Origin of the sequence: Streptacidiphilus pinicola (assembly GCF_003258295.1) — a bacterium.
Classification (GTDB): Bacteria; Actinomycetota; Actinomycetes; order Streptomycetales; family Streptomycetaceae; genus Streptacidiphilus; species Streptacidiphilus pinicola.
On record NZ_QKYN01000075.1, the window covers coordinates 12,988 to 38,698 of the forward strand.

General features: G+C 72.6%; 23 protein-coding genes and 1 tRNA gene. 19 read left to right on the top strand and 5 right to left on the bottom strand.

The features are described from left to right. Positions 1-87: 87 nt before the first annotated feature. From DN069_RS19835 to DN069_RS19850, 4 genes are read left to right on the top strand one after another with little or no spacing between them, the layout of a single operon-like run. A complete protein-coding gene (locus tag DN069_RS19835) occupies positions 88-1,416 on the top strand; it encodes an ABC transporter substrate-binding protein (protein ID WP_111502633.1) in 1,329 nt (442 codons plus the stop codon). Next, on the top strand, positions 1,409-2,365 hold the full coding sequence (locus DN069_RS19840) for a carbohydrate ABC transporter permease (RefSeq protein ID WP_243639468.1): 957 nt from the start codon (positions 1,409-1,411) through the stop codon (positions 2,363-2,365). Before DN069_RS19835 ends, DN069_RS19840 begins: the two co-directional genes overlap by 8 nt. Continuing rightward, positions 2,358-3,221, top strand: a complete 864-nt coding sequence (locus DN069_RS19845; protein WP_111502635.1) for a carbohydrate ABC transporter permease — start codon at positions 2,358-2,360, stop codon at positions 3,219-3,221. The genes DN069_RS19840 and DN069_RS19845 overlap by 8 nt, the downstream gene beginning before the upstream one ends. 56 nt (positions 3,222-3,277) lie before the next feature. Continuing rightward, positions 3,278-4,624 (top strand): GH1 family beta-glucosidase, encoded by a 1,347-nt coding sequence (locus DN069_RS19850; RefSeq protein ID WP_111502637.1) that lies wholly within the window; start codon positions 3,278-3,280, stop codon positions 4,622-4,624. 161 nt (positions 4,625-4,785) lie between these two features. On the opposite strand, the gene DN069_RS19855 is transcribed toward DN069_RS19850, so the two are convergent. Beyond that, complete coding sequence (locus DN069_RS19855; RefSeq protein ID WP_111502639.1) at positions 4,786-5,271, bottom strand: hypothetical protein; 486 nt, start codon at positions 5,269-5,271, stop codon at positions 4,786-4,788. 198 nt (positions 5,272-5,469) lie between these two features. Here DN069_RS19855 and DN069_RS19860 point away from each other — a divergent pair, with 198 nt between their 5' ends. Further along, positions 5,470-5,799 (top strand): YciI family protein, encoded by a 330-nt coding sequence (locus tag DN069_RS19860; RefSeq protein ID WP_111502641.1) that lies wholly within the window; start codon positions 5,470-5,472, stop codon positions 5,797-5,799. Continuing rightward, positions 5,796-7,898, top strand: a complete 2,103-nt coding sequence (locus DN069_RS19865) for a sigma-70 family RNA polymerase sigma factor (protein ID WP_111502643.1) — start codon at positions 5,796-5,798, stop codon at positions 7,896-7,898. Before DN069_RS19860 ends, DN069_RS19865 begins: the two co-directional genes overlap by 4 nt. A gap of 7 nt (positions 7,899-7,905) precedes the next feature. On the opposite strand, the gene DN069_RS19870 is transcribed toward DN069_RS19865, so the two are convergent. Beyond that, positions 7,906-8,259: a helix-turn-helix domain-containing protein gene (locus DN069_RS19870; protein ID WP_243639471.1), complete on the bottom strand. Its 354-nt coding sequence runs from the start codon at positions 8,257-8,259 to the stop codon at positions 7,906-7,908. Then, positions 8,259-8,654: a type II toxin-antitoxin system RelE/ParE family toxin gene (locus DN069_RS19875; protein ID WP_243639473.1), complete on the bottom strand. Its 396-nt coding sequence runs from the start codon at positions 8,652-8,654 to the stop codon at positions 8,259-8,261. Before DN069_RS19875 ends, DN069_RS19870 begins: the two co-directional genes overlap by 1 nt. Positions 8,655-8,757: 103 nt before the next feature. Between DN069_RS19875 and DN069_RS19880 the strand changes: the two genes are divergently transcribed. After that, the gene (locus tag DN069_RS19880; protein WP_111502645.1) at positions 8,758-9,273 is read left to right on the top strand and encodes a hypothetical protein; all 516 of its coding nucleotides are present in this window, start codon (positions 8,758-8,760) and stop codon (positions 9,271-9,273) included. Between the two features lie 52 nt (positions 9,274-9,325). Here the strand turns inward: DN069_RS19880 and DN069_RS19885 are convergent, their stop codons facing one another. After that, positions 9,326-9,733 carry a PaaI family thioesterase gene (locus DN069_RS19885; protein WP_111502647.1) on the bottom strand — a complete coding sequence of 136 codons (408 nt, stop codon included), beginning with the start codon at positions 9,731-9,733 and terminating at the stop codon, positions 9,326-9,328. An 89-nt stretch (positions 9,734-9,822) separates the two neighbouring features. On the opposite strand from DN069_RS19885, the gene DN069_RS19890 reads away from it, so the two are divergent. The 12 genes from DN069_RS19890 (at position 9,823) to DN069_RS19945 (ending at position 23,608) form a co-directional block, all read left to right on the top strand. Then, complete coding sequence (locus DN069_RS19890; RefSeq protein WP_111502649.1) at positions 9,823-10,164, top strand: DUF6191 domain-containing protein; 342 nt, start codon at positions 9,823-9,825, stop codon at positions 10,162-10,164. A gap of 68 nt (positions 10,165-10,232) precedes the next feature. Next, on the top strand, positions 10,233-12,452 hold the full coding sequence (locus tag DN069_RS19895; protein WP_111502651.1) for an NADP-dependent isocitrate dehydrogenase: 2,220 nt from the start codon (positions 10,233-10,235) through the stop codon (positions 12,450-12,452). Positions 12,453-12,558: 106 nt separating this feature from the next. Then, positions 12,559-13,278 (top strand): class I SAM-dependent methyltransferase, encoded by a 720-nt coding sequence (locus tag DN069_RS19900; protein ID WP_207892203.1) that lies wholly within the window; start codon positions 12,559-12,561, stop codon positions 13,276-13,278. A gap of 89 nt (positions 13,279-13,367) precedes the next feature. Further along, positions 13,368-14,351, top strand: coding sequence for a hypothetical protein (locus DN069_RS19905; protein ID WP_243639475.1), 984 nt, complete (start codon positions 13,368-13,370; stop codon positions 14,349-14,351). 35 nt (positions 14,352-14,386) lie between these two features. After that, the gene (locus DN069_RS19910; protein ID WP_111502655.1) at positions 14,387-16,279 is read left to right on the top strand and encodes an HSP90 family protein; all 1,893 of its coding nucleotides are present in this window, start codon (positions 14,387-14,389) and stop codon (positions 16,277-16,279) included. Further along, a complete protein-coding gene (locus tag DN069_RS19915; RefSeq protein ID WP_111502657.1) occupies positions 16,276-19,383 on the top strand; it encodes a hypothetical protein in 3,108 nt (1,035 codons plus the stop codon). The genes DN069_RS19910 and DN069_RS19915 overlap by 4 nt, the downstream gene beginning before the upstream one ends. A 224-nt stretch (positions 19,384-19,607) precedes the next feature. Next, positions 19,608-20,153, top strand: coding sequence for a GNAT family N-acetyltransferase (locus DN069_RS19920; protein ID WP_111502659.1), 546 nt, complete (start codon positions 19,608-19,610; stop codon positions 20,151-20,153). Then, positions 20,150-20,752 carry an LmrA/YxaF family transcription factor gene (locus DN069_RS19925; RefSeq protein ID WP_111502661.1) on the top strand — a complete coding sequence of 201 codons (603 nt, stop codon included), beginning with the start codon at positions 20,150-20,152 and terminating at the stop codon, positions 20,750-20,752. The genes DN069_RS19920 and DN069_RS19925 overlap by 4 nt, the downstream gene beginning before the upstream one ends. A 119-nt stretch (positions 20,753-20,871) precedes the next feature. Next, positions 20,872-21,657 carry an electron transfer flavoprotein subunit beta/FixA family protein gene (locus tag DN069_RS19930; RefSeq protein WP_111502663.1) on the top strand — a complete coding sequence of 262 codons (786 nt, stop codon included), beginning with the start codon at positions 20,872-20,874 and terminating at the stop codon, positions 21,655-21,657. Positions 21,658-21,681: 24 nt separating this feature from the next. Beyond that, positions 21,682-22,650 (top strand): electron transfer flavoprotein subunit alpha/FixB family protein, encoded by a 969-nt coding sequence (locus tag DN069_RS19935; RefSeq protein WP_111502665.1) that lies wholly within the window; start codon positions 21,682-21,684, stop codon positions 22,648-22,650. Positions 22,651-22,728: 78 nt separating this feature from the next. Then, positions 22,729-22,802: transfer RNA gene (locus tag DN069_RS19940), tRNA-OTHER, on the top strand. A gap of 272 nt (positions 22,803-23,074) precedes the next feature. After that, positions 23,075-23,608 carry a hypothetical protein gene (locus tag DN069_RS19945; RefSeq protein WP_111502667.1) on the top strand — a complete coding sequence of 178 codons (534 nt, stop codon included), beginning with the start codon at positions 23,075-23,077 and terminating at the stop codon, positions 23,606-23,608. A 29-nt stretch (positions 23,609-23,637) separates the two neighbouring features. On the opposite strand, the gene DN069_RS42420 is transcribed toward DN069_RS19945, so the two are convergent. Beyond that, on the bottom strand, positions 23,638-25,659 hold the full coding sequence (locus tag DN069_RS42420) for an NADPH-dependent 2,4-dienoyl-CoA reductase (protein WP_111502669.1): 2,022 nt from the start codon (positions 25,657-25,659) through the stop codon (positions 23,638-23,640). Between the last annotated feature and the right edge of the window lie 52 nt (positions 25,660-25,711).

Consider the following 25,711-nt stretch of genomic DNA (forward strand, 5'->3'; position numbering starts at 1 on the left):
GTTGATTATCTCACAGGTTAAATCACGTCTCGAACTAAGTCATGAGCAAAGCCTTCCCCCGAACCCACCCCGCGAAAGGCTCCCTCCATGCGCGCCTCCAGACCGGCACTGCTGACCCTCGCCGTCGCCACCGCTCTGCTCGCCTCCGCCTGTTCCTCCTCCGGCGGCTCGGGGTCGGGCAGCGGCGGCGGCTCGGGAGCCGGGACCACGCTCACCTACTGGGCCAGCGACCAGGGCGGCTCCATAGCCCAGGATGTCAAGGTGCTCACCCCCGAGCTCAACGCGTTCACGAAAGCGACCGGGATCAAGGTCAAGCTGGAGGTCATCGGCTGGAACGACCTGCTCAACCGGATCCTCGCCGCGACCAGCTCCGGCCAGGGGCCGGACCTGGTGAACATCGGCAACACCTGGTCGGCCTCGCTCCAGGCCACCGGCGCGTTCCTGCCGATCAGCGACGACGTGATGAAGCAGATCGACGGCACCGGCCGCTTCCTGCCCGGCGCCCTGGCCGCGACCGGCGCGCCCGGACAGCCGCCGGTCGGCGTGCCGATCTACTCGATGTCCTACGCGCTGTACTACAACAAGGCCATGTTCCAGGCGGCCGGCATCGCGCAACCGCCCACCACCTGGGACGAGTTCGTCGCCGACGGCAAGAAGCTGACCAAGAGCGGCCAGTGGGGCGTCTCCGTCGAGGGCGCGCAGACGCCGGAGAACGCCCACCACGCCTTCACCTTCAGCAAGCAGCAGGGCGGCAGCTTCTACGACTCCTCCGGCAAGCCCACCTTCGACACCCCGCAGAACGTGGCCGGCATCAAGCAGTACGTCGACTTCATGGCGGCGGACAAGATCGCCAACCCGAGCGACGCCGAGTACTCCAACGGCACCGAGGCGGTGAAGGACTTCGCGACCGGCAAGGCCGCGATGCTGCTGTGGCAGTCGGCCGACGCGACGCTCGCCCAGTACGGCATGCAGCCGAGCCAGTACGGGGTCGCGCCGGTCCCGTTCAACGCGGCCCAGCCGTCCGGGCCCTCGCACGTCGACTCGATCGTCGCGGGCATCAACCTCTCGGTCTTCGCCAACACGAAGAACAAGGACGCGGCCCTGAAGTTCATGAAGTTCATGGTCAGCAAGCAGACCCAGACCGACCTGAACAAGGCCTACAGCTCGCTGCCCTCGGTCTCCGACGCCTACACCGATCCGGCGTTCCAGACCGACACCGTCAAGACCCTGCAGAGCGTGCTGTCCACCACGGCCGCGCCGATGCCGGCGGTGGCCACGGAGAGCCAGTTCGAGACAGTGATCGGCACCGCGCTGAAGAACCTGTTCGCGGACGCCGCCGGTGGCAAGCCCGTCACCGACCAGAGCGTCGCCGCCCAGCTGGACCAGGCGCAGCAGCAGCTCCAGGCCGGTGGCTGAGCCGCGCACCCCGGTGGCCGCGCACCCGGCCCGCAACTGGGCCCGGGTGCGCCGCGCCGGACTTCCGTACCTGCTCCTCCTGCCGGCGGTCGTCTTCGAACTGCTGGTGCACGTGGTGCCGATGCTCACCGGCATCTACATGAGCTTCAAGCACCTGACGGAGTTCTTCATCCGCAACTGGGGCGCGGCCCCGGCGGCGGGCTGGGACAACTACCGCTTCGCGCTGGACTTCAACGGCGCGATCGGCAGGCAGCTGCTCCAGTCCTTCTGGATCACCTGCGCGTTCACGGTGCTCACGGTCGGCCTCTCCTGGCTGCTGGGCACCGGCGCGGCGGTGCTGATGCAGGACCCGTTCCGCGGACGCGGGCTGCTGCGCACCTACTTCCTGGTGCCGTACGCGCTGCCCGCCTACACCGCGGCGATCACCTGGGAGTTCATGTTCCAGCGCGACACCGGCCTGGTGAACACGCTGCTGGTGCACGACCTGCACCTGTTCAAGACGGCGCCGTTCTGGCTGATCGGCGGCAACTCCTTCTGGGCGCTGCTGATCACCGCCGTCTGGCGCACCTGGCCGTTCGCCTTCCTGGTCGTCACCGCGGGCCTGCAGAACATCCCGGGTGACCTCTACGAGGCGGCCGCGTTGGACGGGGCCGGCACCTGGCAGCGCATCCGTTCCATCACGCTGCCGCAACTGCGATCGGTGAACCAGGTGTTGGTCCTGGTGCTGTTCCTGTGGAACTTCAACGACTTCAACACGCCCTTCACGCTCTTCGGCAACGTGCCGCCGCCGCAGGCGAACCTGATCTCGGTGCAGATCTACGACACCTCCTTCCAGAACTGGAACTTCGGCTCCGGCTCGGCGATGTCCGTGCTGCTGCTGCTCTTCCTGCTCCTGGTCACCGCGGTGTACCTGCTGCTCACCAACCGGAGGGGGAAGTCGGATGCCTAGGCCGCCGCGCAGCCCGCTGGCGCCGCCCGCCTCGTTCGTCTGGACCCGGCGGATCGTGCTGACCCTGCTGGGCGTCTTCACCTTCCTGCCGCTGTGGGTCATGCTCAGCAGTTCGCTCAAGCCCCTGCGGGACGTGCAGGCCGGGTTCAGCTGGCTGCCGACGCACCTCACCCTCCGTCCCTACGTGGACATCTGGAGCACGGTGCCGCTGGGCCACTACTTCGTCAACAGCCTGGTCGTCTCGTCCTGTTCGACGGCGATCTCGGTGGTCATCGCGATCCTCGCCGCGTACGCGGTGAGCCGGCACCGCTTCCCCGGCCGCCAGTTGTTCAGCGTGACCGTGCTGTCGACGCAGATGTTCCCCGGCATCCTCTTCCTGCTGCCGCTCTTCCTGATCTACGTCAACATCGGCACCGCGACCGGCGTCCAGCTCAACGGCTCCTGGCTCGGGCTGATCGTCACCTACCTGACCTTCACGCTGCCCTTCTCGATCTGGATGCTGGTCGGCTACTTCGACTCCATCCCCAGGGAGCTGGACGAGGCGGCCAAGGTGGACGGGAACGGCCCGATCGGCGCGCTGGTCCGGGTCATCGTCCCGGCCGCGCTGCCCGGCATCGTCACCGTGGCGGTCTACTCCTTCATGACCGCGTGGGGCGAGGTGCTCTTCGCCTCGGTGATGACCGACGACTCCACCCGCACGCTGGCCGTGGGCCTGCGCAACTACGCCTCGCAGAACGACGTGTACTGGAACCAGATCATGGCGGCCTCGCTGGTCGTCAGCGTCCCCGTGGTGGTCGCGTTCCTGCTGCTGCAGCGCTACCTCGTCGCCGGGCTGACCGCCGGTTCGGTCAAGTAGCCACACCCCCACCGACCTTCGCTGTTCTTCACCCGCACCGTGAGCTGAGGAGAACCATGCCTGCGCCCGACACCTCCGCCTTCGGCCCCGCGTTCCTCTGGGGGGCGGCCACCTCCGCCTACCAGATCGAGGGAGCCGTGGCCGAGGACGGCCGGTCCCCGTCCATCTGGGACACCTTCTGCCGGGTGCCCGGCGCCGTCGCGGGCGGCGACACCGGCGACGTGGCCACCGACAGCTACCGCCGCTGGCGCGAGGACATCGAGCTGATGCGGCTGCTGGGCCTGACCACCTACCGCTTCTCGCTGGCCTGGCCGCGGATCCTGCCCGACGGCACCGGCGCGGTGAACCGGGCCGGGCTGGACCACTACGACCGCTTCGTCGACGGCCTGCTGGAGGCAGGCATCCGCCCCAACGCCACGCTCTACCACTGGGACCTGCCCCAGGCCCTCCAGGACCGCGGCGGCTGGCCCGCGCGGGAGACGGCGGAGGCCTTCGCGGAGTACGCGGCGATCGTCGGCGCGCGCCTCGGTGACCGGGTCACCGACTGGGCGACCCTGAACGAGCCGCTGTGCAGCGCCTGGATCGGCCATCTGGAGGGCAAGATGGCGCCCGGCCTGACGGATCTCACCGCGGCCGTGCGCGCCTCCTTCCACCTGCACCTCGGTCACGGCCTCGCGGCCCAGGCGCTGCGCGCCGCCGCGCCGGGCGCGATCCGCGTCGGCATCACCAACAACCTCAGCCCGATCGAGCCGGCCTCGGACACCGAGGCGGATCTCGCGGCGGCCCGCCGCGCGGACGGGCACATCAACCGGTGGTGGCTGGACCCGATCTTCGGCCTCGGCTACCCCGAGGACATGCTCGCCCTCTACGGCGTCGAACTGCCGGCGCAGGACCAGGACCTGAAGACCATCGCGCAGCCGCTGGACTGGCTGGGCGTCAACTACTACTTCCGCCAGATCGTGGCGGACGACCCCGGCAACCCCGTCCCCGGCTTCCGCCAACTCCCCGGCCCGGGGCCGAAAACGGCCATGCCGTGGGAGGTCCACGCCCCGGGCCTGGAGCAGTTGCTGCTGCGCGTCACCCACGAGTACGGCGCGCGGGACCTGATGGTGACCGAGAACGGCGCGGCCTACGAGGACGTCCCGGGCTCCGACGGCCGCGTCGACGACGTCGACCGCGCGGCGTACCTGGAACAGCACGTCGCGGCGTGCGCCCGCGCGGCGGCAGCGGGCGCGCCGGTCTCGGCGTTCTACTACTGGTCCCTGCTGGACAACTTCGAGTGGGCCTACGGCTACGCGAAGCGCTTCGGCCTGGTCCACGTCGACTACGCCACCCAGCGCCGCACGATCAAGACCAGCGGCCACCGCTACGCCCAGATCATCCGCGCACACGCGCGCCGTTAGCGGCGCGAGGCTCTGCGCGAGCAACCACGGTGTGCGGATGGCCCTGCGCATTGAGGACCATCCGCTCGTGGGTGGCTTGTCGCGCCCACGCTGGGGGCACCTCCCGCCCGAAGGGTGGGGGAGGAGCCGCATATCAGCAGAGCCTCGCGCCCCTGACAGGCTCAGGTTCCGGCCACGGCGTTCGCGGGCTTCGGGAGGGGCCAGACGAAGTGGGCCGGCATGCCGGGCGGGCGGGCGCCCGGGTAGTCGAGCGTCAGCCGGGAGAAGCGCTGCTCGCCCGGGTGGCCCGTCCACGGGACCGGCTCGTCGAGGCGCACGTCGACCGGGTAGCCGTGGAAGTGGCCCACCGCGCAGTACGGCGTGCAGTCGTTGGCCTGGTCGGTCGCCTTCGCCGTCGCGGAGTCGGCCGACCACGTCGACCACTGCACGCCGGTCAGGTAGTTGTTGCCGTCGCCGCAGGCCAGCATGTACGTCCCCGGCCGCGTCTGCGGCGCGCCCGCGCAGTCCAGCAGGACCGACGTCGAGGTGCTCGACGCGGAAGCAGCGGACTGGTGCGCGCCGGAGGTCGTGGACGTGGTCGCGGTCGCGGCGGGGACGAGGGTGGCCCCGCCCGCCAGAAGGATCGCTGCCAGTTTCAGTAGTGCCATTCGCGCGCTCCCCTGCGGCTCTCGGGTAGGCCCAAGGCTACGTGCACGCTCCCGGATCCGGCTACCCCAACACGGTCGAAAAGCTCCGATACCGGATATCCTCAGGTCAGACAGGCGTTCCCTGTCACATCGGCTGGTTCGACGTAGGGGCAGAAGGCGCCGCAGGGAGCGGCGACCGGAGAACGAAGGAGCAGGACGATGCGCTACCTGATGACGGCCCGCAACACCGAGACCACCCCCGCGCCGGACGAGAAGCTCTTCGTCGAGATGGCCGCGTTCGTCGAGGAGATGACCGCCGCCGGTGTCCTGCTGGCGACCGGCGGGCTCGCCCAGGAGGGCGTGCGGCTGGTCTCCCGGGGCGACGAGCTGACCGTGACCGACGGCCCGTTCGCGGAGACCAAGGAGGCGGTGGTCGGCTTCGCGCTGGTGGAGGTCGACTCCAAGGAGCAGGCGATCGAGCTGGCCCGGCGCTTCCGCCGGATCGTGGGCGACGGCGAGAGCCTCGTCCAGCAGATCTTCGGACCGTGACCGGGCCGACGGGTGCGCGGGGCGGCGGCGACGCGGCCGCCCCGGCGCCGGACCGCAGCCCCCCGGCCCCCGGCCCGTCCGGCCGGGACACGCCCGACGTGCACGCGGTCGTGTCGGCCGTGTGGCGGCTGGAGTCGGCGCGGATCACCGCCGCGCTGGTGCGGATCGTGCGGGACGTGGGCGCGGCCGAGGAGCTGGCGCAGGACGCCCTGGTGGCCGCACTCGAGCAGTGGCCGGCCACCGGCGTCCCGGCCAACCCGGCCGCCTGGCTTACCACGATCGCCAAACGGCGCGCGGTGGACCGGATCCGCCGCGCCGAACGCGAGGAACGCAAACACGCGGAACTCGCCCGGGAGTTGGCTGAGCCCATGCATGCGGCCGCCGAGCCGGCCCCGGGCGACGACACCGACGAGTCGGCCGACGTGCTGCGCCTGCTGCTGCTCACCTGCCACCCGGCCCTGCCCACACAGGCGCGGATCGCGCTGACGCTGCGGCTGCTGGGCGGCCTCACGCCGGAGGAGATCGCGCGAGCGCTGCTGCTGGACACGACGACGGTCACCCGCCGGATCGCCGAGGGCAAGCGCGTCCTCGCGGACCAGCGCGTCGACTTCACCGGCAGACCCGCGCCCGAGGAACTGCGCGAACGGATCGGCGCCGCCCTCGAGGTGATCTACCTGGTCTTCAACGAGGGCTACGCGGCCACCTCCGGCGAGGACCTGATCCGGCCCGACCTCTGCCTGACCGCGCTCCGGCTGGGCCGGCTGCTGGCCCGGCTCGCCCCGCTGGAGCCGGAGGCGCACGCGCTGGTCGCGCTGATGGAGTTGCAGGCCTCCCGGCAGGCCGCCCGGACCGGCCCCGACGGGGAGCCGGTCCCGCTGCACGAGCAGAACCGGGGTCGCTGGGATCCGCTGCTGATCCGCCGCGGCTTCGAGGCGATGCTGCGCGCCCGTGACCTGCTCGCCGGCGCACGCCCCGGGCCGCCCGGCCCGTATCTGCTGCAGGCCGCGATCGCCGTCTGCCACGCCCAGGCGCGCACGGCCGAGGAGACCGACTGGGCGCAGATCGCCGCCCTCTACCAGGCGTTGGCCCATCTGCTGCCGACACCCGTGGTGCAGCTCAACCGGGCCGTGGCGGTGGGGCGGGCCGAGGGCCCGCAGGCCGGGCTGGACCTGGTCGACGCGCTGCATCCGGACCCCACGCTGCAGGACAGCCATCTGCTGCCGAGCGTCCGCGCCGACCTGCTGCTGCGGCTGGGCCGCAGGGCCGAGGCGCAGGCGGAGTTCCGCCGCGCGGCCGGGCTGGCCCGCAACGAGGCCGAACGCGCCTTCCTGTTGCGCCGCGCCGCAGCACTCGGCATCGCGGTCACCGGACCGGATTTGGGCGCGGCGGCGGAGGCCTTCCTCGCCGAGGCCGCCCTGGACGCGTCCAGCCGCCGCTCCTACGCGCAGACGCTCCGCCGCCTGCGGGCCGGTCTCGGCGAGACCGCGCCGCTCGGCGCGGTGACGGCGGACCAGGTGGTGCGGGTGTTCGCCACGGCCTGGGGTGACGCGGCGGCCGCGACCTGGAACCGGCACCGCGCCGCGCTGCGCTCCTTCGCCGCCTGGGCCGGACACGAGGAGCTGGCCGCCGGTCTGCCGCGCCGCCCGGCCGCCTCACCCGCCGCCCGCCCGGCCCCGCCGCCCCGTCGTGACCTGCGCTCGCTGCTGCGCGATCCGGGCGTGCCGGCCCGTGACCGCGCGCTGTGGCGGGTGCTGCACGAGTCCGGCGCCACGGTCGCCGCGGTGCTGGCGCTGGGCGTCGAGGATCTGGACCTGGCGCACGACCGTGCGCGCAGCGGCGCGGTCTTCGTCTGCTGGCACCCCGAAACGACGCCCCTGGTCGCCGAGTTGGCCGCCGAGCGGGAGCGTGGCCCGCTCTTCCTCAGCGCCCGCCGCCCGGCGCCCGCCCGCACTCCGGCCGATGGCGCTGACCTGTGCCCGCGGACCGGCCGCCGCCGGCTCTCCTACGAGCGCGCGGAGTACCTGTTCAAGCACGCCACCCGCGAACTCGACCCCGCCGGTGCGGGGTTCACCCTGCGCACGCTGCGGGCCGGAATGTGACGGCACGTCATACGTGCAGCGGCTCCTGCGCCACCAGCGCCACCGTCGCGCCGTGCGCGTCGACGGCGAAGCGCAGCGAGGCGTCGAGCCCGGAGGCGAGCCGGGTGAGCAGGGCGAGCGTCACGATCACGTCAGCGCCCTCGATGCGTTCCACCATGGTGCGGGACAGGCCGATCCGGGAGGCGAGTTCGGCGACGGAGAGGCCGAGCGCGACGCGCCGGTCGTGGACGACCCGGGCCAGGGCCATGGTCAGCCGGTGCTCCTGGCGCTCCTGCTCCAGCTCCAGCGACTCGCGGTGTCCGTCCGCGCGGCGGCGTTCCGCCGGGAGCTTCCAGCGGGTGTGCCCCTTCATCGCGTTCATCACGTGCCACCATCCCCCTCCCGGACGAAGATCCCGTGCGCGGCGGCGTGGGTGGACTGGCACTCCAGCTTGGCGCGCACCGCGCGCTCGATCTGCGCCTGCTCGTGGGTGCGGGTCTTGCGGAAGACGGTGAGCAGCACGATCCGGCGCTCGTCCTCGTCGATCCAGTAGGTGACCCTGGTCGCCACACCATCCAGCGACGGCCGCAGCTCGGCGACGCCGTCGCGCAGGGAACGCGCGTACGGCGAGGGCGTGTCGGGTCCGAGCTCGGCCAGGACCTCGGCGTAGGTCTCGACACGCCGGAACAGCCGCCCGGGCAGCAGCTCAAGCCAGGCCCGGACCTCCGGCTCCAGCTCGACCGTGTATCCGGCGGCCACGGTCCCCATGGCTCCCATAGGGCCAGGGTAGGTGGCGGCCGTCCGCCCGGCATGTCGGCTGCGCGCCGCACCCGCGCCGCAATGCCCTTGCGAAATCTTGTAATGGTGTAATCATCGAAGCATGACCAAGAAGAGCACGACCGGGGAGTCCGTCGCCGAGTGGTTCGCGGCGCACCTGCCCGAGGGATTGTTCGGGGAGACGCCGGAGGTGGTGGTCGACCGTGAGGAGATCACGGTCGTCGGCCCGCTTCCGGCCGACGCGGAGGCTGGCGAGGCGGCGTCCGTCGACGACGTGGTCGCCGCCTATCGCGAGGACACACGGGCCGCGCGCATGCGGGTGGCCGGCGCCGCCGAGGAGCGCTTCGGCAAGAAGGTGTCCTGGGGCGTCCGCCACGAGGGCCGCCGGCTGATGTTCACCCACCTCGCCGTCCCGGCGATGACGCGCCTGCGCCAGCCGGAACGCCAGGTGCTGGACACCCTCGTCGCCGCGGGCGTCGCCCGCAGCCGCAGCGACGCGCTCGCGTGGTGCGTCCGCCAGGTCGGCGACAACGCCGAGACCTGGCTCGGCGACCTCCGCGACGCCCTGCGCCACGTCCAGGACGTCCGCCGCCAGGGTCCCGACGGCGGGGCCGCGTAAGAGGAGCCGCGCGAGAAGGGCTGCTCGAAGGGCTGAGCGAGAAGGACTGCGCTCAGCCCAGCAGCGCGTAGACCGTCGTGGCCTGGGCCGCCAGCGCGCCGTCCGCCGTCATGGCGACGTCCGCGAAGGCCAGGCTGCGGCCCAGCTTGCTGAGCCGCGCGGTCACCAGCACGTCCGCGCCCACGACCGGGCGCTGGAAGGACGTGGAGAGCTGGACCGTCGTCATCGGGACGAAGCCGCCGCGGGCCGAGGCGACGGCGATCACCGTCGCCGTGTCGGCCGCGGCCATCAGCGCCTGGCCGGAGAGCGCGCCGCCCTCGCGGGCGAGGCGCGTGGACCAGGGCAGGCGCAGGACCGCGTGGGCCTCGCCCGCCTCCTCCACCCCGAGGCCGAGATCGAGCACCCAGGGGGCGAAGTTCTCGGCGAGCAGCTTCTCGGCCTGGTCCACGGTGATCGGCATGCGCCCAGCATGACGGCTCGTCATCTCGTCACGCCAGTACCGGCGAAGCCGAGCCGGAACGGCCCGACGCGACAGCGCGTTCCTCCTGCATGGCTCTCGGCTTGCTGATCACGTCCGCGCTGGTGGCCGTTCCGCTGTTCTTCGCGGCGCTGCGCCATGTGATCGTCCACTACGGCCACCCCCGTCGGCTCGCCCGCCGCTTCGCCGCCAAAGACGCGCGCAGACCGGGAGGCAGCGCGGGCGGCTTCGGCATCATGGCCGCGGAGGAGCTGCAGGCCTTCTTCAACGGCAACAAGCGCGTCCAGTTGGAGCACAAGCAGGAGCAGCTCACGCTGCGCGACGACGACCACGCCTCCGGGGCGCCGCCACGGACCGGGGTCGACCTGGAGCGCGGCACCGCCGTCCTGCGGCTGCCGCCGAGGAAGCCGTAGGCGGAAGCATGTATCTTGATGTCGAGACGTTCCACACGTGAAGGTAGACGCGAAAGCGGGAGTACCCGGTGACTGACTCGACCATCATCTACACGCACACCGACGAGGCCCCGGCGCTGGCGACCTATTCGCTGCTGCCGGTGATCCAGGCGTACGCCTCGACGGCCGGCGTCACCGTGGAGACCCGTGACATCTCCCTCGCCGGGCGCATCATCTCCGTCTTCCCCGAGCGTCTGACCGAGGCGCAGCGGATCCCGGACGCGCTGACCGAGCTCGGCGAGCTGGCCAAGACCCCGGCCGCCAACATCATCAAGCTGCCGAACGTCTCCGCGTCGATCCCGCAGCTCAAGGCCGCCATCGCCGAGCTGCAGGCGCAGGGCTACGCGCTGCCGGACTACCCGGACGAGCCGAAGACGGACGAGGAGAAGGACGTCAAGGCCCGCTACGACAAGATCAAGGGTTCCGCCGTGAACCCGGTCCTGCGTGAGGGCAACTCCGACCGCCGCGCCCCGCTCTCGGTCAAGAACTACGCCAAGACCCACCCGCACCGCATGGGCGCGTGGACCTCGGAGTCCAAGACCAACGTCGCCACCATGGGCGTCAACGACTTCCGCCACAGCGAGAAGTCCGCGGTCCTCGCCAAGGACGACACCCTGCGCATCGAGCTGGTCGCGAACGACGGCACCGTCACCGTGCTGCGCCCGGCCGTCAAGGTGCTGGCCGGCGAGGTCGTCGACGCGTCCGTGATGCGCGTCGGCGCGCTGCGCGAGTTCCTGGCCGCGCAGGTCGCCCGCGCCAAGGCCGAGGGCGTGCTGTTCTCGGTGCACCTGAAGGCCACCATGATGAAGGTCTCCGACCCGATCATCTTCGGCCACGTCGTGCGCGCCTTCTTCCCGAAGACCTTCGCCCAGTACGGCGCCACCCTGGCCGCCGCAGGGCTGAACCCGAACAACGGCCTCGGTTCCATCCTGGCGGGCCTGTCCGCGCTGCCCGAGGGCGACGCCATCAAGGCCTCCTTCGACGCCGAGATCGCCGAGGGCCCGGCGCTGGCCATGGTCGACTCCGACCGCGGCATCACCAACCTGCACGTGCCGTCCGACGTCATCGTCGACGCCTCGATGCCGGCCATGATCCGCACCTCCGGCCACATGTGGGGCCCGGACGGCAAGGAGGCCGACACCCTGGCCGTCCTTCCGGACAGCAGCTACGCGGGCGTCTACCAGGTCGTCATCGACGACTGCCGCGCCCACGGCGCCTTCGACCCGGCCACCATGGGCTCCGTCCCGAACGTGGGCCTGATGGCCCAGGCCGCCGAGGAGTACGGCTCCCACGACAAGACCTTCGAGATCGCCGCCGACGGCGTGGTCCGCCTGGTCGACACCGAGGGCGAGGTCGTGCTGGAGCAGAACGTCGCCAAGGGCGACATCTTCCGCGCCTGCCAGACCAAGGACCTGCCGATCCGCGACTGGGTCAAGCTGGCCGTCTCCCGCGCCCGCGCCACCGGCTCCCCGGCCGTCTTCTGGCTGGACGAGACCCGCGCCCACGACGCGAACCTGATCGCCAAGGTCAAGCAGTACCTGCCGGAGCACGACACGGAGGGCCTGCAGATCGAGATCATGTCCCCGGTCGAGGCCACGGCCTTCTCGCTGGAGCGCATCCGCCGCGGCGAGGACACCATCTCCGTCACCGGCAACGTGCTGCGCGACTACCTGACCGACCTGTTCCCGATCCTGGAGCTGGGCACCAGCGCCAAGATGCTCTCGATCGTCCCGCTGATCGCCGGCGGCGGCCTCTTCGAGACGGGCGCGGGCGGCTCCGCCCCGAAGCACGTGCAGCAGCTCCTCAAGGAGGACTACCTGCGCTGGGACAGCCTCGGCGAGTTCTTCGCCCTGGCCGCCTCCTTCGAGCACCTGGCCGGCGCCACGGGCAACGCCCGCGCCAAGATCCTGGCCGACACCCTGGACCGCGCCACCGGCACCTTCCTCAACGAGGACAAGTCGCCGACCCGTCGCGTCGGCGGCATCGACAACCGCGGCAGCCACTTCTACCTGGCCATGTACTGGGCCCAGGAGCTGGCCAAGCAGACCGACGACGCCGCGCTCGCCGAGGCCTTCGCCCCGCTGGCCAAGACCCTCACCGAGCAGGAGTCGACCATCGTCGCCGAGCTGAACGCCGTCCAGGGCAAGCCGGTCGAGATCGGCGGCTACTACCAGCCGGACCCGGCCAAGGCCGCGGCGGTCATGCGCCCGTCGAAGACCCTCAACGAGGCCCTGGCCCAGCTGGGCTGACGCAGCATCACGCAACGAGGGGCCCCGCGGCACACCACCGCGAGGCCCCTCGCCGTTGTCACAGGTCTGGAACAAGCCGCCGCGGCACGGTCGCCGGTCGGGCAGGATGCTCCGCATGCCTACCGTCAACGACTATGACGTCCTCGCCGAGGGGTACGATGCCGCGAACGAGTCCGGCCTGGCGAACGCCTACTACGAGCGGCCCGCGACGCTGGCCCTGGCCGGGGAGGTGACCGGCCGCCAGATCCTCGACGCAGGCTGCGGCTCCGGCCCGCTCCTCGCCGAACTCCGGGACCGCGGCGCCGTCGTGACCGGCGTCGACGCCAGTGCCGGGATGCTGGGGCTGGCCCGGCGGCGGCTCGGCGACACGGTGGAGCTGCGGGTGGCGGACCTTCGGGACCCCCTCCCCTTCGGCGACGGGATGTTCGACGACGTCGTCGCCTCCCTGGTGCTGCACTACCTGGAGGACTGGGGACCGACGCTGGCGGAGTTCCGCCGGGTGCTGACGCCCGGCGGCCGGCTGATCGTGTCCGTCGACCACCCCTTCGCCATCTTCGCGATGCACCGTATGAGCGGGAACAGGGTCGACTACCAGGCGACCTACCAGTGGTCGGAGGAGTGGACCATGGGCGGCCGGACCGTCCCCATGAGCTTCTGGAACCGGCCGCTGCGCGCGATGACGGACGCCTTCACCGCGGCCGGCTTCCGCATCTCCGTGATCAGCGAACCCCACCCCGTCGAGGCGGCCCGGGACCTGTTCCCCGAGGAGTTCGAGGCCCTGTCGACGGCGCCGAGCTTTCTCTTCTTCGTCCTCACGGTGGACTGACGCACGCGCGGACGGGTCGGCCACGACCCTGTCGGCGCCACGTGATAGGAACTCCCGCGACGGACGAGACCGAGGGGGGTCCACGCACGATGGGGTTGTTCGGACGGCGGCGCAAGGGCGCCGCCGAGGGGGAACGGAGCGCGGGCGGCGGCCTGGAGGCCACGCCCGTGCTGGATCCCGCGTTCGGGGATCCGCTGCTGCGCGGCGTGATCGCGCAGGCCGAGGCGCGCGACTGGCCGGCCCTGCGGGCGAGCCTGCTCGCCACCGCCGACCAGGCGGAGCAGACACAGCTGGTCGCGGTCGCGGCCGAGGTGGCCGGGGTCGAGGAGTGGGCGCCGCAGGCCGGCGACGACTCGTTGGCGCTGCTGCTCTCCGGCGCCCGGCAGATCAACTGGGCCTGGGAGGCGCGCACCGGCGCCCGCGCGCGGAACGTGACGCAGGAGCAGTGGGACGTGTTCCTGCAGCGCCTGGGCGTCGCGGAGGAGCAGCTGCTGGAGGTGGCCGAGCGGGAGCCGACGTGGCTGGGCCCGTGGTACTTCCTGCAGATGAGCGCGCGGGGGGCGTCGCTGGACCAGGACGTGGCGCGCTACCGCTTCGAGGCGGCGCTGCGGCGTTCCCCGGGGCATCCGGCCTCGCACCGGCAGCGGCTGCAGCAGGTCTGCGCCAAGTGGGGCGGCTCGCACGAGGAGATGCACGCGTTCGCGCGCGAGTCGATGCTGGCCGCGGCCCCGGGCAGTCCGCTGGGCGAGCTGGTGGCGCGGGCGCACCTGGAACGCTGGCTGGATCTGGGCGGCGGCGCGCAGGGGCGCGCCTACATGGGCGGGCCGAACGTCATGGCCGAGCTGCAGGACGCCGCGCAGCGGTCCGTCTTCCACCCGGAGTACCGGCCCGAGCGCAGCTGGAAGGCGGTGCACAACACCTTCGCCATGGCCTTCTCGCTCTCCGGTCAGCGGCACCTCGCACGGCCGCTGTTCGAGGCGCTGAACGGCACGGTCACCGACACGCCCTGGGCGTTCCTCGGCGGCGACCCGGCGCTCTCCTTCCGCACCCACCGCGCCCGCTGCGCGGCCTGAACCCTCGACCAAGCGACCACGAAAGACCCACCACGGTGCCTCTCTTCGAACGCTCCAGCAGCCCCACGGGCGACCAGGCCGACGCCGCCGCGCACACCTTCCAGGTCGACCTGCGCGGCCTGGTGGACCTGCTCTCCCACCACCTCTACTCGTCCCCCCGCGTCTACCTGCGCGAGCTGCTGCAGAACGCCGTCGACGCGATCTCCGCGCGGCGCCTGCTCGACGCGGACGCCCCGGCCGCCATCACCGTGCGCGCCGCCGACACCCTCACGGTGACGGACACCGGCGTCGGCCTCACCGAGGAGGACGTGCACACCTTCCTCGCCACCATCGGCCGCAGCTCCAAGCGCGGCGCGGACGGCGGCATCGACGGCGCCGGCCTGGCGTCCGCGCGCGGCGACTTCATCGGGCAGTTCGGCATCGGACTGCTCGCCTGCTTCGTGGTCGCCGACGAGATCACCGTCGTAACCCGCTCCGCGAAGAGCAAGGACGCGCCGGTCATCGAGTGGCGCGGCCACTCCGACGGCCGCTACACGATCCGCACGCTGCCCTCCGCCGTCCGGCCGGAGCCCGGCACGACCGTCACGCTGGCCCCGCGCGCCGACGCGCGCGAGTGGACCGAACACGGCCAGGTGGTCTCCCTCGCCCGGGACTTCGGCAGCCTGCTGCGCTTCGACGTCACCGTGCAGGACGCGCACGGCGGCACGGTGCGGATCAACCGGACGCCGCCGTGGGCGGCGCAGCACGCCTCGCCGCTCGCGCGCCGCGACGCGTACACGGAGTTCTGCCGCGACACCTTCGACTTCGTCCCGCTCGACACGATCGAGCTGGAGCTGCCCGTGGTCGGGCTGCGCGGCGTCGCCTACGTGCTGCCGGACGCCGCGCCGCCCTCGCGCCGGGCCGGGCACCGGGTGCACCTCAAGGGCATGCTGCTCTCCGACCAGGCGGACGAACTCCTGCCGGAGTGGGCCTTCTTCGTCCGCTGCGTCGTCGACACCGACGCGCTGCGCCCGACCGCGTCGCGCGAGGGCCTGTACGCGGACGAGACGCTGGCCGCGGTCCGCGACGCGCTCGGCGCGCGGATCCGCGAGTGGCTGACGGGGCTCTCCGCCACCGACCCGGCGCTGCTGCACCGGTTCATCGGCGTGCACCACCTGGCCGTCAAGTCGCTGGCCCGGTACGACGACGAGCTGCTGAAGATGCTGCTCCCGTGGCTGCCGTTCGAGACGACGGACGGCAACGTGACCCTGGACGAGTTCGCGCGCACCCACCCCGTCATCCTGGTCACCCGCACCGTCGAGGAGTTCCGCCAGGTCGCACCGGTCGCCGGCGCCGCCGGGCTGGGCGTGATCAACGGCGGCTACACCTACGACCGCGACCTGGTGCACCGGCTGCCGGAGATCCGTCCGGGCTCCTCGGTGGCGGACCTCGACCCGGGCACCGTCACCGCGCACCTCGACTCCGTCGACCCGGCCGCCGAGCTGGCCGCGTCCGCGTTCCTCGCGATCGCGCGCGAGGTCGTCGGGCGCTTCGACTGCGACGTGGCGCTGCGCAGCTTCCACCCGACCAACGCGCCCGCGCTGCTGCTGGACAACCGCGAGGCACGGCACGAGCGCTCCCGCGCGCAGCTGGCCCAGGAGACGGACGGCCTGTGGGCGGACATCCTCGGCTCGCTGCGTGCCGAGGTGCCGCGCGCGCAGCTGGTGCTCAACCACCTGAACCCGCTGGTGCGCCGGGCCGCCACGATCACCCATCGGGAGCTGGCGGTTACGGCCGTCGAGGCGCTGTACGGGCAGGCGGTGCTGCTGACCCGCCGTCCGCTGCGGGCCAGCGAGAGCGCGCTGCTCAACCGGTCCTTCATCAGCCTGCTCGACCACGCCATGCTCGGTCACGAGGCCCAGGGCCCCGGGACGGAGGACGCGTCGTGAGCGTGGACACCGCCGAGGAGCTGGTCCAGGCGCTGCGCGCCAACGACGAGCGCCCCTACGGCAAGCAGCGCACCGTCACCGCCGAGGAGCTGGCGGAGGCGGCCGAGCAGCTCTCCGAGGCCGGTCGGCTGGACGATCCGCAGCTGCTGGTCGTCGCCCTGTTCGACCTGCAGGAGGCGTACACCTACGACGCCGAACAGCGGAAGTCGCCGGTGGTCTTCGCCAAGGTGCTGAAGCTGTGGGACACCAAGCCCGAGGCGTTCAACGAGTGGGCCCGCACGCAGCTGTTCTGGCGCTTCAAGTGGGTCGCCTCGGCGCTGCGCGGGCTGCCCGAGGTGCCGCTCGCGGCGGTGCGCCGCTGGGACGAGGAGATGAGGTCCCGCTACACCAAGGCGGAGCTCGGCCTGCAGCCGTACTACGCGCAACGCTTCTACCTGGCCTGGCATCTGGACGGTCCCGGCGGCGACGCCGTGGCGGACGCGTTCGAGCTGTGGGCGGGCCGGCCGCGCACCCGCTACAGCGACTGCGTCGCCTGCGAGCTGCGCAGCCGCGCCGACTTCCACGCCCACCGGGGCGACGACGCGCGGGCGCTGGAGATCTGGAAGCCGGTGCTGGACGGCGAGAGCACCTGCAGTGAGGAGCCGTGGTCCAGCCACGCCCATGCGCTGCTGCCGTTCGTCCGCGCGGGCCGCCTCGACGAGGCGCGCTCCAGCCACCTGGTCGGCTACCGCTTCTCCCGTGGCAAGTCCGCCCAGACCACCGAGGTCGGTCTGCACCTGGAGTTCTGCACGCTGACCCGCAACGAGGCGCGCGGCCTGGAGATCCTGGCCGAGAACCGCGACCTGTGGGCCACCGAGGGCAACCCGCTCGGACTGCTCAACTTCCGTGGCGGCGTGGAGCTGCTGCTCACCCGTCTGGACGCCGACGGCCACGGCGCGCTGCCCGTCAGCGGCCCGCCCGGCGAGAACTGGACGGTGGCGTCGCTGCTGGCCCATGTCCATGCGCAGAACGCGGAGCTGGCGGCACGGTTCGACGCCCGTAACGGCACCGACGGCGTCGGCGCCAGGCTGCGCGCCCGGCTGGCCCAGCAGCCGCTGCTGGCCGAGCCGTTGGCGCTGGGAGTGCGGGTTCCCGGCCTGCCGGAGCAGTCCGGCGCGCGCACCCCGGCCCCCGCCCCGGTCCGCCCGGCCGCCGCCGAGGCCCCGCAGAACCTGGTCGAACTGGTTTGCAGGGCACGGGAGTTGTACCGGGCCGGCCATCCGGACGCGGACGCGCTGTGGCTGCGCGTCGCGGAGCGGATCGAGGCCGAGGGCTTCGTCCTCCCCGACGACGCCGAGCTGGGCCCGCTGGCGCTGCTGCGGGCGGAGGTCGCGCAGCAGCGCGCCTCCGACGCCATGGAGAACCGCGACCGGGCCACCGCCCGCGCCGAGATGGAGCGCGCCGTCGCCCACTTCGCCGAGGCGGGCCGCGAGGACCGCCGCATCGCGGCGCAGGCCCGGCTGGCCGTCGTGGACGCCGAGCCCGAGGACGGCGCCACGGACTGGGCGGCCCTGGACCGGCTGCGCGACGCAGCCGTCTCGCTGCGGGCGACGGACCCCGAGGCCGACTCGGACAGCCTGCTGACTGTCCTGCAGAGCCGTACCTACGCGGCCCACCACGCCCTCTACCGCGCCACGCAGGGCGCGGAGGCAGCCGAAGAGGCGCCCGGCCCGCGGACGGCAGCAGCCGCGGCCGCGCAGCCGTCGGCCGCGAGCAATGCGAGCAATCCAGGCGAGGCAGACGTGCCTGCCCCGCCCAGCCCGGCCCTGCCGGTTTCGCCCATGGAGCAAGCTGCGGCACGCTTCGAGGCCGAGAACACCGCCTTCCTGCAGGCGGCAGCCGAGTTCGGGCTGCGGCACCGGGTCTCGCTCGCCCTGCAGTACCGCGCCGACGTGGCGGCCCGCCAGGGACGCCTCGACGAGGCGGACGCGGCACTGCAGGAGGCACTGCGCCTGCTGGAGGAGGTGCAGCAGCCGTGGCGGGCGCCGCGGGCCCTGGTGCTGCTGGGCCAGATCCGGGTGCAGCAGCAGCGGCCGCAGCAGGCCGTGGAGGCGTTCCACCGTGCCCTCGGCGAGGCGGCCCGCTGGCCGGACCCGTCGTTCCCCTACGGCCCGGCCCACTCGATGCTGGGCCAGGCCTGCGCGATGTCCGGCGACCAGCACGGAGCCATCCGGGCCCTGACCGAGGCCGCGTCCCGCTTCGACCGCGGCGGCGACCCCGAGCAGGCGACCACCGTCCGGCTCAACCTGGCCAACCTGCTCCGCCGTTCGGGCCGCACCGCGGACGCGGTGGCGGTGCTGGAGTCGGCCGTGGCCGACGCCGACGCGACCGGGCTGGACACGACCACGTCCCCGTCGGGCGGTTGGGGACGGCTGCGGGCCCAGTTGCAGCTGGACCTCGCCCGCGGCCTGGAAGCGCTGGACGAACACCGCGACGCCGCCGAGGAGTTCCTCCGGCTCGCGGACGCCGTCGCCGACTGGGAGGACCAGGACGTCCACACGATGGCCGCCTGCGAGGCCACCGTCGCCCTGGGCGAGGCCGGCCTGCCGGACGCCGCCCGCGCCGCGTTGGAGCGGGCACTGGCCTCCCACGCGGTCGCGCCGCGCCCCGACCAGATGGCGGCGACGCTGCGCGAGTTCGCCCGCCAACGGATGGAGGCGGACGGCGCGGACGCCCTGGAGGAGGCGCTCGCCCGGATCGCCGAGTCCGAACGCGTGGGGGCGGACGCGGTGGCCGCGGGCCACGACGTGAACCCGTGGTTCGTCACCGGCTCGGCCCACTACGAGCGCGGCCGCGCCTACGCCGAGGCGCAACGGCCGGAGGAGGCGCTGGCCGCGTTCGAGGAGTCGATCGCCCTCTACGCGGCGGTGGGCCGCGAGGCGGAGGAGCCGCGCGCCGAGTCACTACGCCTGGCCGCGATCGTCGAGGCCGGCCCCCTCGGCCGCCGCGACGCCGCGCTCCAGCGCCTCACCGCCGGCATCACCCGCTGCGAACAGGCGGGCCTGCCCCAGGCCGCGAAGATCCTCACCGGCCTCCGCGACCGCGTGGCCGCCCAGCGGAACTGACCCCACTTCGCACCCCACGCCCGCCCCGACGGCGCGCAGGACTCCCCCGTCCTGCGCGCCGTCGCGCGTTCCGGCGCGGCGGCCGCCGGTAGGGCGCCCGGTCACTCGCCCCGCCCCGGGCCGTCGTCGCCCGCGGCGGGCCCCGGCCCCACCCGCGCCGTCGTCGCCCGGTCTCCGCGCGCCGCCCCTGGCACATCTATGACCGGCGTCATACTCTGGATTCTATGACCACCGTCATAGAGCTTCCCGCGACCACCCTCACCGCCTGGCACATCGCGGAGATCCACCCCGGCGACCGCGCCGACGTGCACCAGCTCTTCGCGGCCTGCTCGGGCGAGAGCGTCCAGCACCGATTCCGGGCCCGGCTGCCCGCCTTTCCCGCGCGGCACCTGGACGAGCTGCTGGCGGGGCCGCCCGAGATCCACGACGCGCTGACCGTGCGTGCCGGAGCCGGGCGTGAGCTCGTCGCGCTCGGAAGCCTTGCTGTCCCCTACGGACCGCACGACGGGCACACCGCCGAGCTCGCCCTGCTCGTCGCCGACGCCTGGCAGCGCCGCGGCCTCGGCCGGGCGCTGGCCGCTGCGCTGGTCGCCCGCGCCGCGCGGCGCGGGGTGACGCGGATCGTCGCGGAGGTGGAGCACGGGCGCGGCCGGCTGCTGACCGCCGTCGGCCGCGGCCTGACGCCCGTGAGCAGGACCGCCCACCGCGACGGGCTCACGGGGATCTTCGCGATCCCCGAACTTCCCGCCCTCTATAGGCTGGAGCCATGACCGAGCAGGGGACGCGCAGCTACTCGCCGCGTGAGCGCATGGTGTTCAGCGCCGCGCAGCTGATCCGACGCGACGGCGTCGGCGCCACCGGCATGCGCGACGTCGCCGCCCACGCCGACGCCCCGCGCGGCTCGCTACAGCACTACTTCCCGGGCGGCAAGGAGCAGTTGATCGGTGAGGCGGTCACCTGGGCCGGCCGGTACGCGGCCCGCCGGGTCACCCGCTGCCTGGCCGCGCTCCCCGCGGACGACCGCCGCCCGAGCCTGCTCTTCGCCGCGCTCGTCGCGCAGTGGACCGAGGAGTGCCTGGCCACCGACTTCGCCTACGGCTGCCCCGTCGCCGCCGTGACGGTGGACTGCGCCGACACCACCGACACCGCGCGCACCGCCGCCGCGCAGGCCTTCGACTGCTGGCGCGAACCACTCACCGGCGCCCTCGTCGAGCTCGGCGTCCCCGCGACGCGGAGCGCGGCACTCGCGACCCTCATGGTCAGCTCCCTCGAAGGAGCGCTGCTGATCGCCCGCGCGGAACGCGACATCCAGGCCCTGACCACGGTCGTGGACGAACTCGGACCGCTCCTCGACGCCGCAGTGACCTAATCCATGGCACTCAGTGCCTTGGCAGATGGCACTCAGTACCCTTATGGTGCGAGTAACCGGCCGCGCCGTTCGGACGCTGCGGTGGCCAGTTCACTGAGTCATGAGGTAGGAGACAGGTCGTGAGCTTGAGGATCGTTGTCTGTGTGAAGTATGTGCCGGACGCGACCGGTGACCGTCGGTTCGGGGAGGATTTCACGACCGACCGTGACGGGGTCGACGGCCTGTTGTCGGAGCTGGACGAGTACGGCGTGGAGCAGGCGCTGCGGATCGCGGAGGCGTCGGGTGATGCCGAGGTGACCGTGGTGACGGTGGGTCCGGACGACGCGAAGGACGCGCTGCGTAAGGCGTTGTCGATGGGTGCGGACAAGGCCGTGCACGTGAACGACGACGATCTGCACGGGACGGACGCGCTGGGCACGTCGCTGGTGCTGGCGAAGGCGGTCGAGCAGGCCGGGTTCGACCTGGTGGTGTGCGGTATGGCGTCGACGGACGGCACGATGGGTGTGGTGCCGGCGTTGCTGGCGGAGCGTCTGGGTGTGCCGCAGGTGACGCTGCTGTCCGAGGTGGCGGTCGAGGGTGGCGTGGTGACCGGTCGCCGGGACGGCGACGCGGCGACCGAGTACCTGCAGGCGCAGCTGCCGGCGGTCGTGAGCGTGACGGACCAGTCGGGTGAGGCCCGCTACCCCTCGTTCAAGGGGATCATGGCGGCGAAGAAGAAGCCGGTGCAGTCCCTGGACCTGGACGACCTCGGGATCGAGGCGGAGCAGGTGGGTCTGGCCGGTGCGTGGACGGCCGTGGACAGCGCGGCGGCGCGTCCGGCCCGCACGCAGGGCACGATCGTGAAGGACGAGGGCGAGGGCGGCAAGCAGCTCGCCGCGTTCCTGGCCGCCCAGAAGTTCATCTAGTCCATCCATCAGGAGCAATAGATCATGGCTGAGATTCTGGTCCTGGTGGACCACGCGGACGGCGTTGTGCGCAAGCCCGCCCTGGAACTGCTGACCCTGGCCCGTCGCCTGGGCACCCCGGTCGCGGTGGTGCTGGGTGCGGGCGACGCCGCCGCGGGTATCGCGGCGAAGGCCGGCGAGTACGGCGCCGAGCGCGTCATCACCGCCGACGCCGCGCAGTTCGCGGACTTCCTGGTGGTACCGAAGGTCGACGCGCTGCAGCAGATCGCGGGCAGCGTGAACCCGGCGGCGGTGCTGGTCACCTCCTCGGGTGAGGGCAAGGAGATCGCGGCCCGCCTGGCGCTGCGCCTGGGCTCCGGTGTGATCACCGACGCCGTCGACCTGGCCTCCTCCGAGGGTGGTCCGGTGGCGACGCAGTCGGTGTTCGCGGCCTCCTTCACGGTGCAGTCGCGGGTGTCGCACGGCACCCCGGTGATCACGGTCAAGCCGAACGCGACCAGCCCGGAGGCGGCCCCGGCCGCCGGCGCCGTCGAGAGCGTGGCCGTGGAGTTCTCCGCGGCCGCGTCGGGCACGAAGGTGACCTCGCGGACCCCGCGGGTGTCGTCCGGGCGTCCGGAGCTGACCGAGGCCGCGATCGTGGTCTCGGGCGGTCGTGGGGTGGGTGCGGCGGACGGTTTCTCCGTGGTCGAGGCCCTGGCGGACTCGCTGGGTGCGGCCGTGGGCGCCTCGCGTGCCGCGGTGGACGCGGGCTGGTACCCGCACTCCAACCAGGTCGGCCAGACCGGCAAGCAGGTCTCCCCGCAGCTGTACATCGCCAACGGTATCTCCGGTGCGATCCAGCACCGCGCGGGCATGCAGACCTCCAAGACCATCGTGGTGGTCAACAAGGACCCCGAGGCGCCGATCTTCGAGCTCGCCGACTTCGGCGTCGTGGGCGACCTGTTCGCGGTCCTGCCCCAGCTCACCGACGAGATCAACACCCGCAAGGGCTGACCCCGCCCAACCGCTGAACCACCGGACCCCGCGCCCCACCAAGGGACGCGGGGTCCGTCCTATGATCGCTTCGGCGTTGTCCGGGCGTAGCGCAGAGGCAGGCGCGCGCCTAGCTCAGGCGGTCACGTCGGTTCGAATCCGACCCCCGGGCAGCGTCACCGACCGCGGCCAGCAGCGCCGGCAGAGTGCCGTCGAACTCCGGCAGCACGCGCCCGAGTTCGCCCCAGGCCGCCACATCCGTCCCCAACGACGCCCGCACCAAGGGCGCAAGGGCTCGCTCCGCCTCGGCGAGGTGCAAGGGGAACGCCCAGGTGCCCAGCCCGTACAACGGCAGGACGTCGGCCGCCCGGTAAGGGGACGTCAGCACCCAATCTGCCGGCGAGTCGTAGAGGCCAACGGCGCGCAACCGGTTCCGGAACTTGGGGTGTTCGCCGAAGGACGCCCGCAACTCGGGCGGGCAGTCGATCCGTTCGGCGACCGCCCAGCGGGCGATGCCCGGCAGCGGCTCGTCGGCGTGCGCCTGGGCCACCACTGGCCAGTCCGTACCCCGCAGTTGGGCGACAATCCGCCGCGCCTTGCCCAACCGGCCCCGGCCTTCCGCGTACCGGAGTCGATACGCGAGCTCAGGACCCGTCAGGTCCCGGACGCCGCGCTCCACGCCCAGCAGGTCGTGGCGGAGCCCGACCGGCAGCAGGCTGCTGGCGATCAGCATGACCTGGGCCCGGGGTTCGCCCTCGGCCAGGATCCAACGCCAGACCGAGCCCTCGTCGCGCAGCAGATCACGGATCATGCGGCCCTGGTGGTGGAGCGCCGTCGGCCCCACCGGGCCGTCTCCTGTGACGCCCAGCCGCTCCCGGATCGGCGCGGCGTCCTCGGCGTCGATCAGGCCCAGCAGATAGCGCACTCCCTGGACCGTCATCTCGTCCGGCACCCTGACCCCCTCCTTGCAGGGCCATGATGCCGGACGAGCCTGCCGAACGGACCGCCTCAGAACGTCGCGGCCAGGCGGGTGCCCTGGTCGATGGCGCGCTTGGCGTCCAGCTCCGCGGCGACGTCCGCGCCGCCGATGAGGTGGGCCTTGACGCCGCGGTCGGCCAGCTCGGTGTGCAGGTCGCGGCGCGGCTCCTGGCCGGTGCAGAGCACGACGGTGTCGACCTCGAGCAGGCGCTCCTCGTCGTCCACGGTGACGTGCAGGCCCGCGTCGTCGATGCGGCGGTAGGCCGCGCCCGCGACGGTCTCCACGCCGCGGTGCTTGAGCTCGGCGCGGTGGATCCAGCCGGTGGTCTTGCCGAGCCCGGCGCCGACCTTGCTGGTCTTGCGCTGCAGCAGCGTCACCCGGCGCGGGGAGGCGCTGCGGACCGGCTTCGCCAGGCCACCGGGGGTGGTGTGCTCGGTGTCGACGCCCCACTGGGCGAAGAAGACGGCCGGATCCAGGCTGGCCTGCTCACCGGGGTCGGTGAGGAACTCGGCGACGTCGAAGCCGATGCCGCCCGCGCCGAGGATCGCGACGCGCTCGCCGACCGTGGCCGAGCCGTTCAGCACGTCGACGTAGCTGACCACGCTCGCGTGCTCCACGCCCTCGATCTCGGGAGTGCGCGGGGTGACGCCGGTGGCGAGGACGATCTCGTCGAAGCCGGCCTCGGTCAGCGCGTCCGCGTCGACCGGGGTGGAGAGCTTGACCTCGACGCCCAAGGAGTCGAGCTGGTACCGGAAGTAGCGCAGCGTCTCGTCGAACTCCTCCTTGCCCGGCACCCGGCGGGCCAGGTTGAGCTGGCCGCCGATGGCGTCGGCGGCGTCGAAGAGGGTGACGGCGTGGCCGCGCTCGGCGGCGGAGACCGCGCAGGCCAGACCCGCGGGGCCGGCGCCGACGACGGCGACGCGCTTGCGCAGCCGCGTCGGCGAGAGCACCAGCTCGGTCTCGTGGCAGGCGCGCGGGTTGACCAGACAGGAGGCGATCTTGAGGCTGAACGTGTGGTCCAGGCAGGCCTGGTTGCAGCCGATGCAGGTGTTGATGCCCTGCGCGGCGCCCGCAGCGGCCTTGTTGACGAACTCCGGGTCGGCCAGCAGCGGGCGGGCCATGGAGACCATGTCGGCCACACCGGAGGCGAGCAACTCCTCGGCCAGCTCGGGGGTGTTGATGCGGTTGCTGGTGACCAGCGGGACGGAGACCGCGCCCATCAGCTTCTTGGTCACCCAGGTGTAGGCGCCGCGCGGCACGGAGGTGGCGATGGTGGGGATGCGCGCCTCGTGCCAGCCGATGCCGGTGTTGATGATGGTCGCGCCCGCCGCCTCGACGGCCTTGCCGAGCTGCACGACCTCCTCGAAGGTGGAGCCGCCGGGGACCAGGTCCAGCATGGAGAGCCGGTAGACGATGATGAAGTCGGTGCCGACGCGCTCGCGCACGCGGCGCACGATCTCGACCGGGAAGCGCATCCGGTTCTCGTAGCTGCCGCCCCAGCGGTCGGTGCGCCGGTTGGTGGGGGCCGCGATGAACTCGTTGATCAGGTAGCCCTCGGAGCCCATGATCTCGACGCCGTCGTATCCGGCCAGCTTGGCAAGCTCCGCACTGCGGGCGAAGTCCTCGACGGTCTGCTCGACCTCGGCGTCGCTCAGCTCGTTGGGCACGAAGGGGCTGATCGGCGCCTGGATCGCGCTCGGCGCGACGAGCTGCGGGTGGTAGGCGTAGCGGCCGAAGTGGAGGATCTGCATCGCGATCCTCCCGCCCGCGGCGTGGACGGCGTCGGTGATGACACGGTGCTCGGCCGCCTCCTCCTCGGTGCTCATCTTGGCGCCGCCCTCGAAGGGGCGCCCGGCGTCGTTCGGGGAGATGCCACCGGTGACGATCAGGCCGACGCCGCCGCGCACGCGGGTCGCGTAGAACTCGGCCATCCGCGCGAAGCCGTCCGGCGCCTCCTCCAGGCCCACGTGCAGGGAACCCATCAGCACGCGGTTCGGCAGGGTGGTGAAGCCCAGGTCGAGGGGGCTCAGCAGGTGGGGGTAGGCGGTCACGGCGTCTCCTCGCACACGTCCGGTATCGCCTCACAACGTAGGGCGCGGCGAC

Bases quoted from the DNA above. Each gene is read 5' to 3' on its own strand.
- DN069_RS19885 (WP_111502647.1), bottom strand. From the start codon at position 9,733: ATGCCGATCACCGTGGACCAGGCCGAGAAGCTGCTCGCCGAGAACTTC.
- DN069_RS19860 (WP_111502641.1), top strand. From the start codon at position 5,470: ATGCGCTACCTGATGACGGCCCGCAACACCGAGACCACCCCCGCGCCG.
- DN069_RS19900 (WP_207892203.1), top strand. From the start codon at position 12,559: ATGCTCCGCATGCCTACCGTCAACGACTATGACGTCCTCGCCGAGGGG.
- DN069_RS19890 (WP_111502649.1), top strand. From the start codon at position 9,823: ATGGCTCTCGGCTTGCTGATCACGTCCGCGCTGGTGGCCGTTCCGCTG.
- DN069_RS19920 (WP_111502659.1), top strand. From the start codon at position 19,608: ATGACCACCGTCATAGAGCTTCCCGCGACCACCCTCACCGCCTGGCAC.
- DN069_RS19935 (WP_111502665.1), top strand. From the start codon at position 21,682: ATGGCTGAGATTCTGGTCCTGGTGGACCACGCGGACGGCGTTGTGCGC.
- DN069_RS19905 (WP_243639475.1), top strand. From the start codon at position 13,368: ATGGGGTTGTTCGGACGGCGGCGCAAGGGCGCCGCCGAGGGGGAACGG.
- DN069_RS19880 (WP_111502645.1), top strand. From the start codon at position 8,758: ATGACCAAGAAGAGCACGACCGGGGAGTCCGTCGCCGAGTGGTTCGCG.
- DN069_RS19855 (WP_111502639.1), bottom strand. From the start codon at position 5,271: ATGGCACTACTGAAACTGGCAGCGATCCTTCTGGCGGGCGGGGCCACC.
- DN069_RS19875 (WP_243639473.1), bottom strand. From the start codon at position 8,654: ATGGGAGCCATGGGGACCGTGGCCGCCGGATACACGGTCGAGCTGGAG.
- DN069_RS19870 (WP_243639471.1), bottom strand. From the start codon at position 8,259: ATGAACGCGATGAAGGGGCACACCCGCTGGAAGCTCCCGGCGGAACGC.
- DN069_RS19835 (WP_111502633.1), top strand. From the start codon at position 88: ATGCGCGCCTCCAGACCGGCACTGCTGACCCTCGCCGTCGCCACCGCT.
- DN069_RS19925 (WP_111502661.1), top strand. From the start codon at position 20,150: ATGACCGAGCAGGGGACGCGCAGCTACTCGCCGCGTGAGCGCATGGTG.
- DN069_RS19850 (WP_111502637.1), top strand. From the start codon at position 3,278: ATGCCTGCGCCCGACACCTCCGCCTTCGGCCCCGCGTTCCTCTGGGGG.
- DN069_RS19845 (WP_111502635.1), top strand. From the start codon at position 2,358: ATGCCTAGGCCGCCGCGCAGCCCGCTGGCGCCGCCCGCCTCGTTCGTC.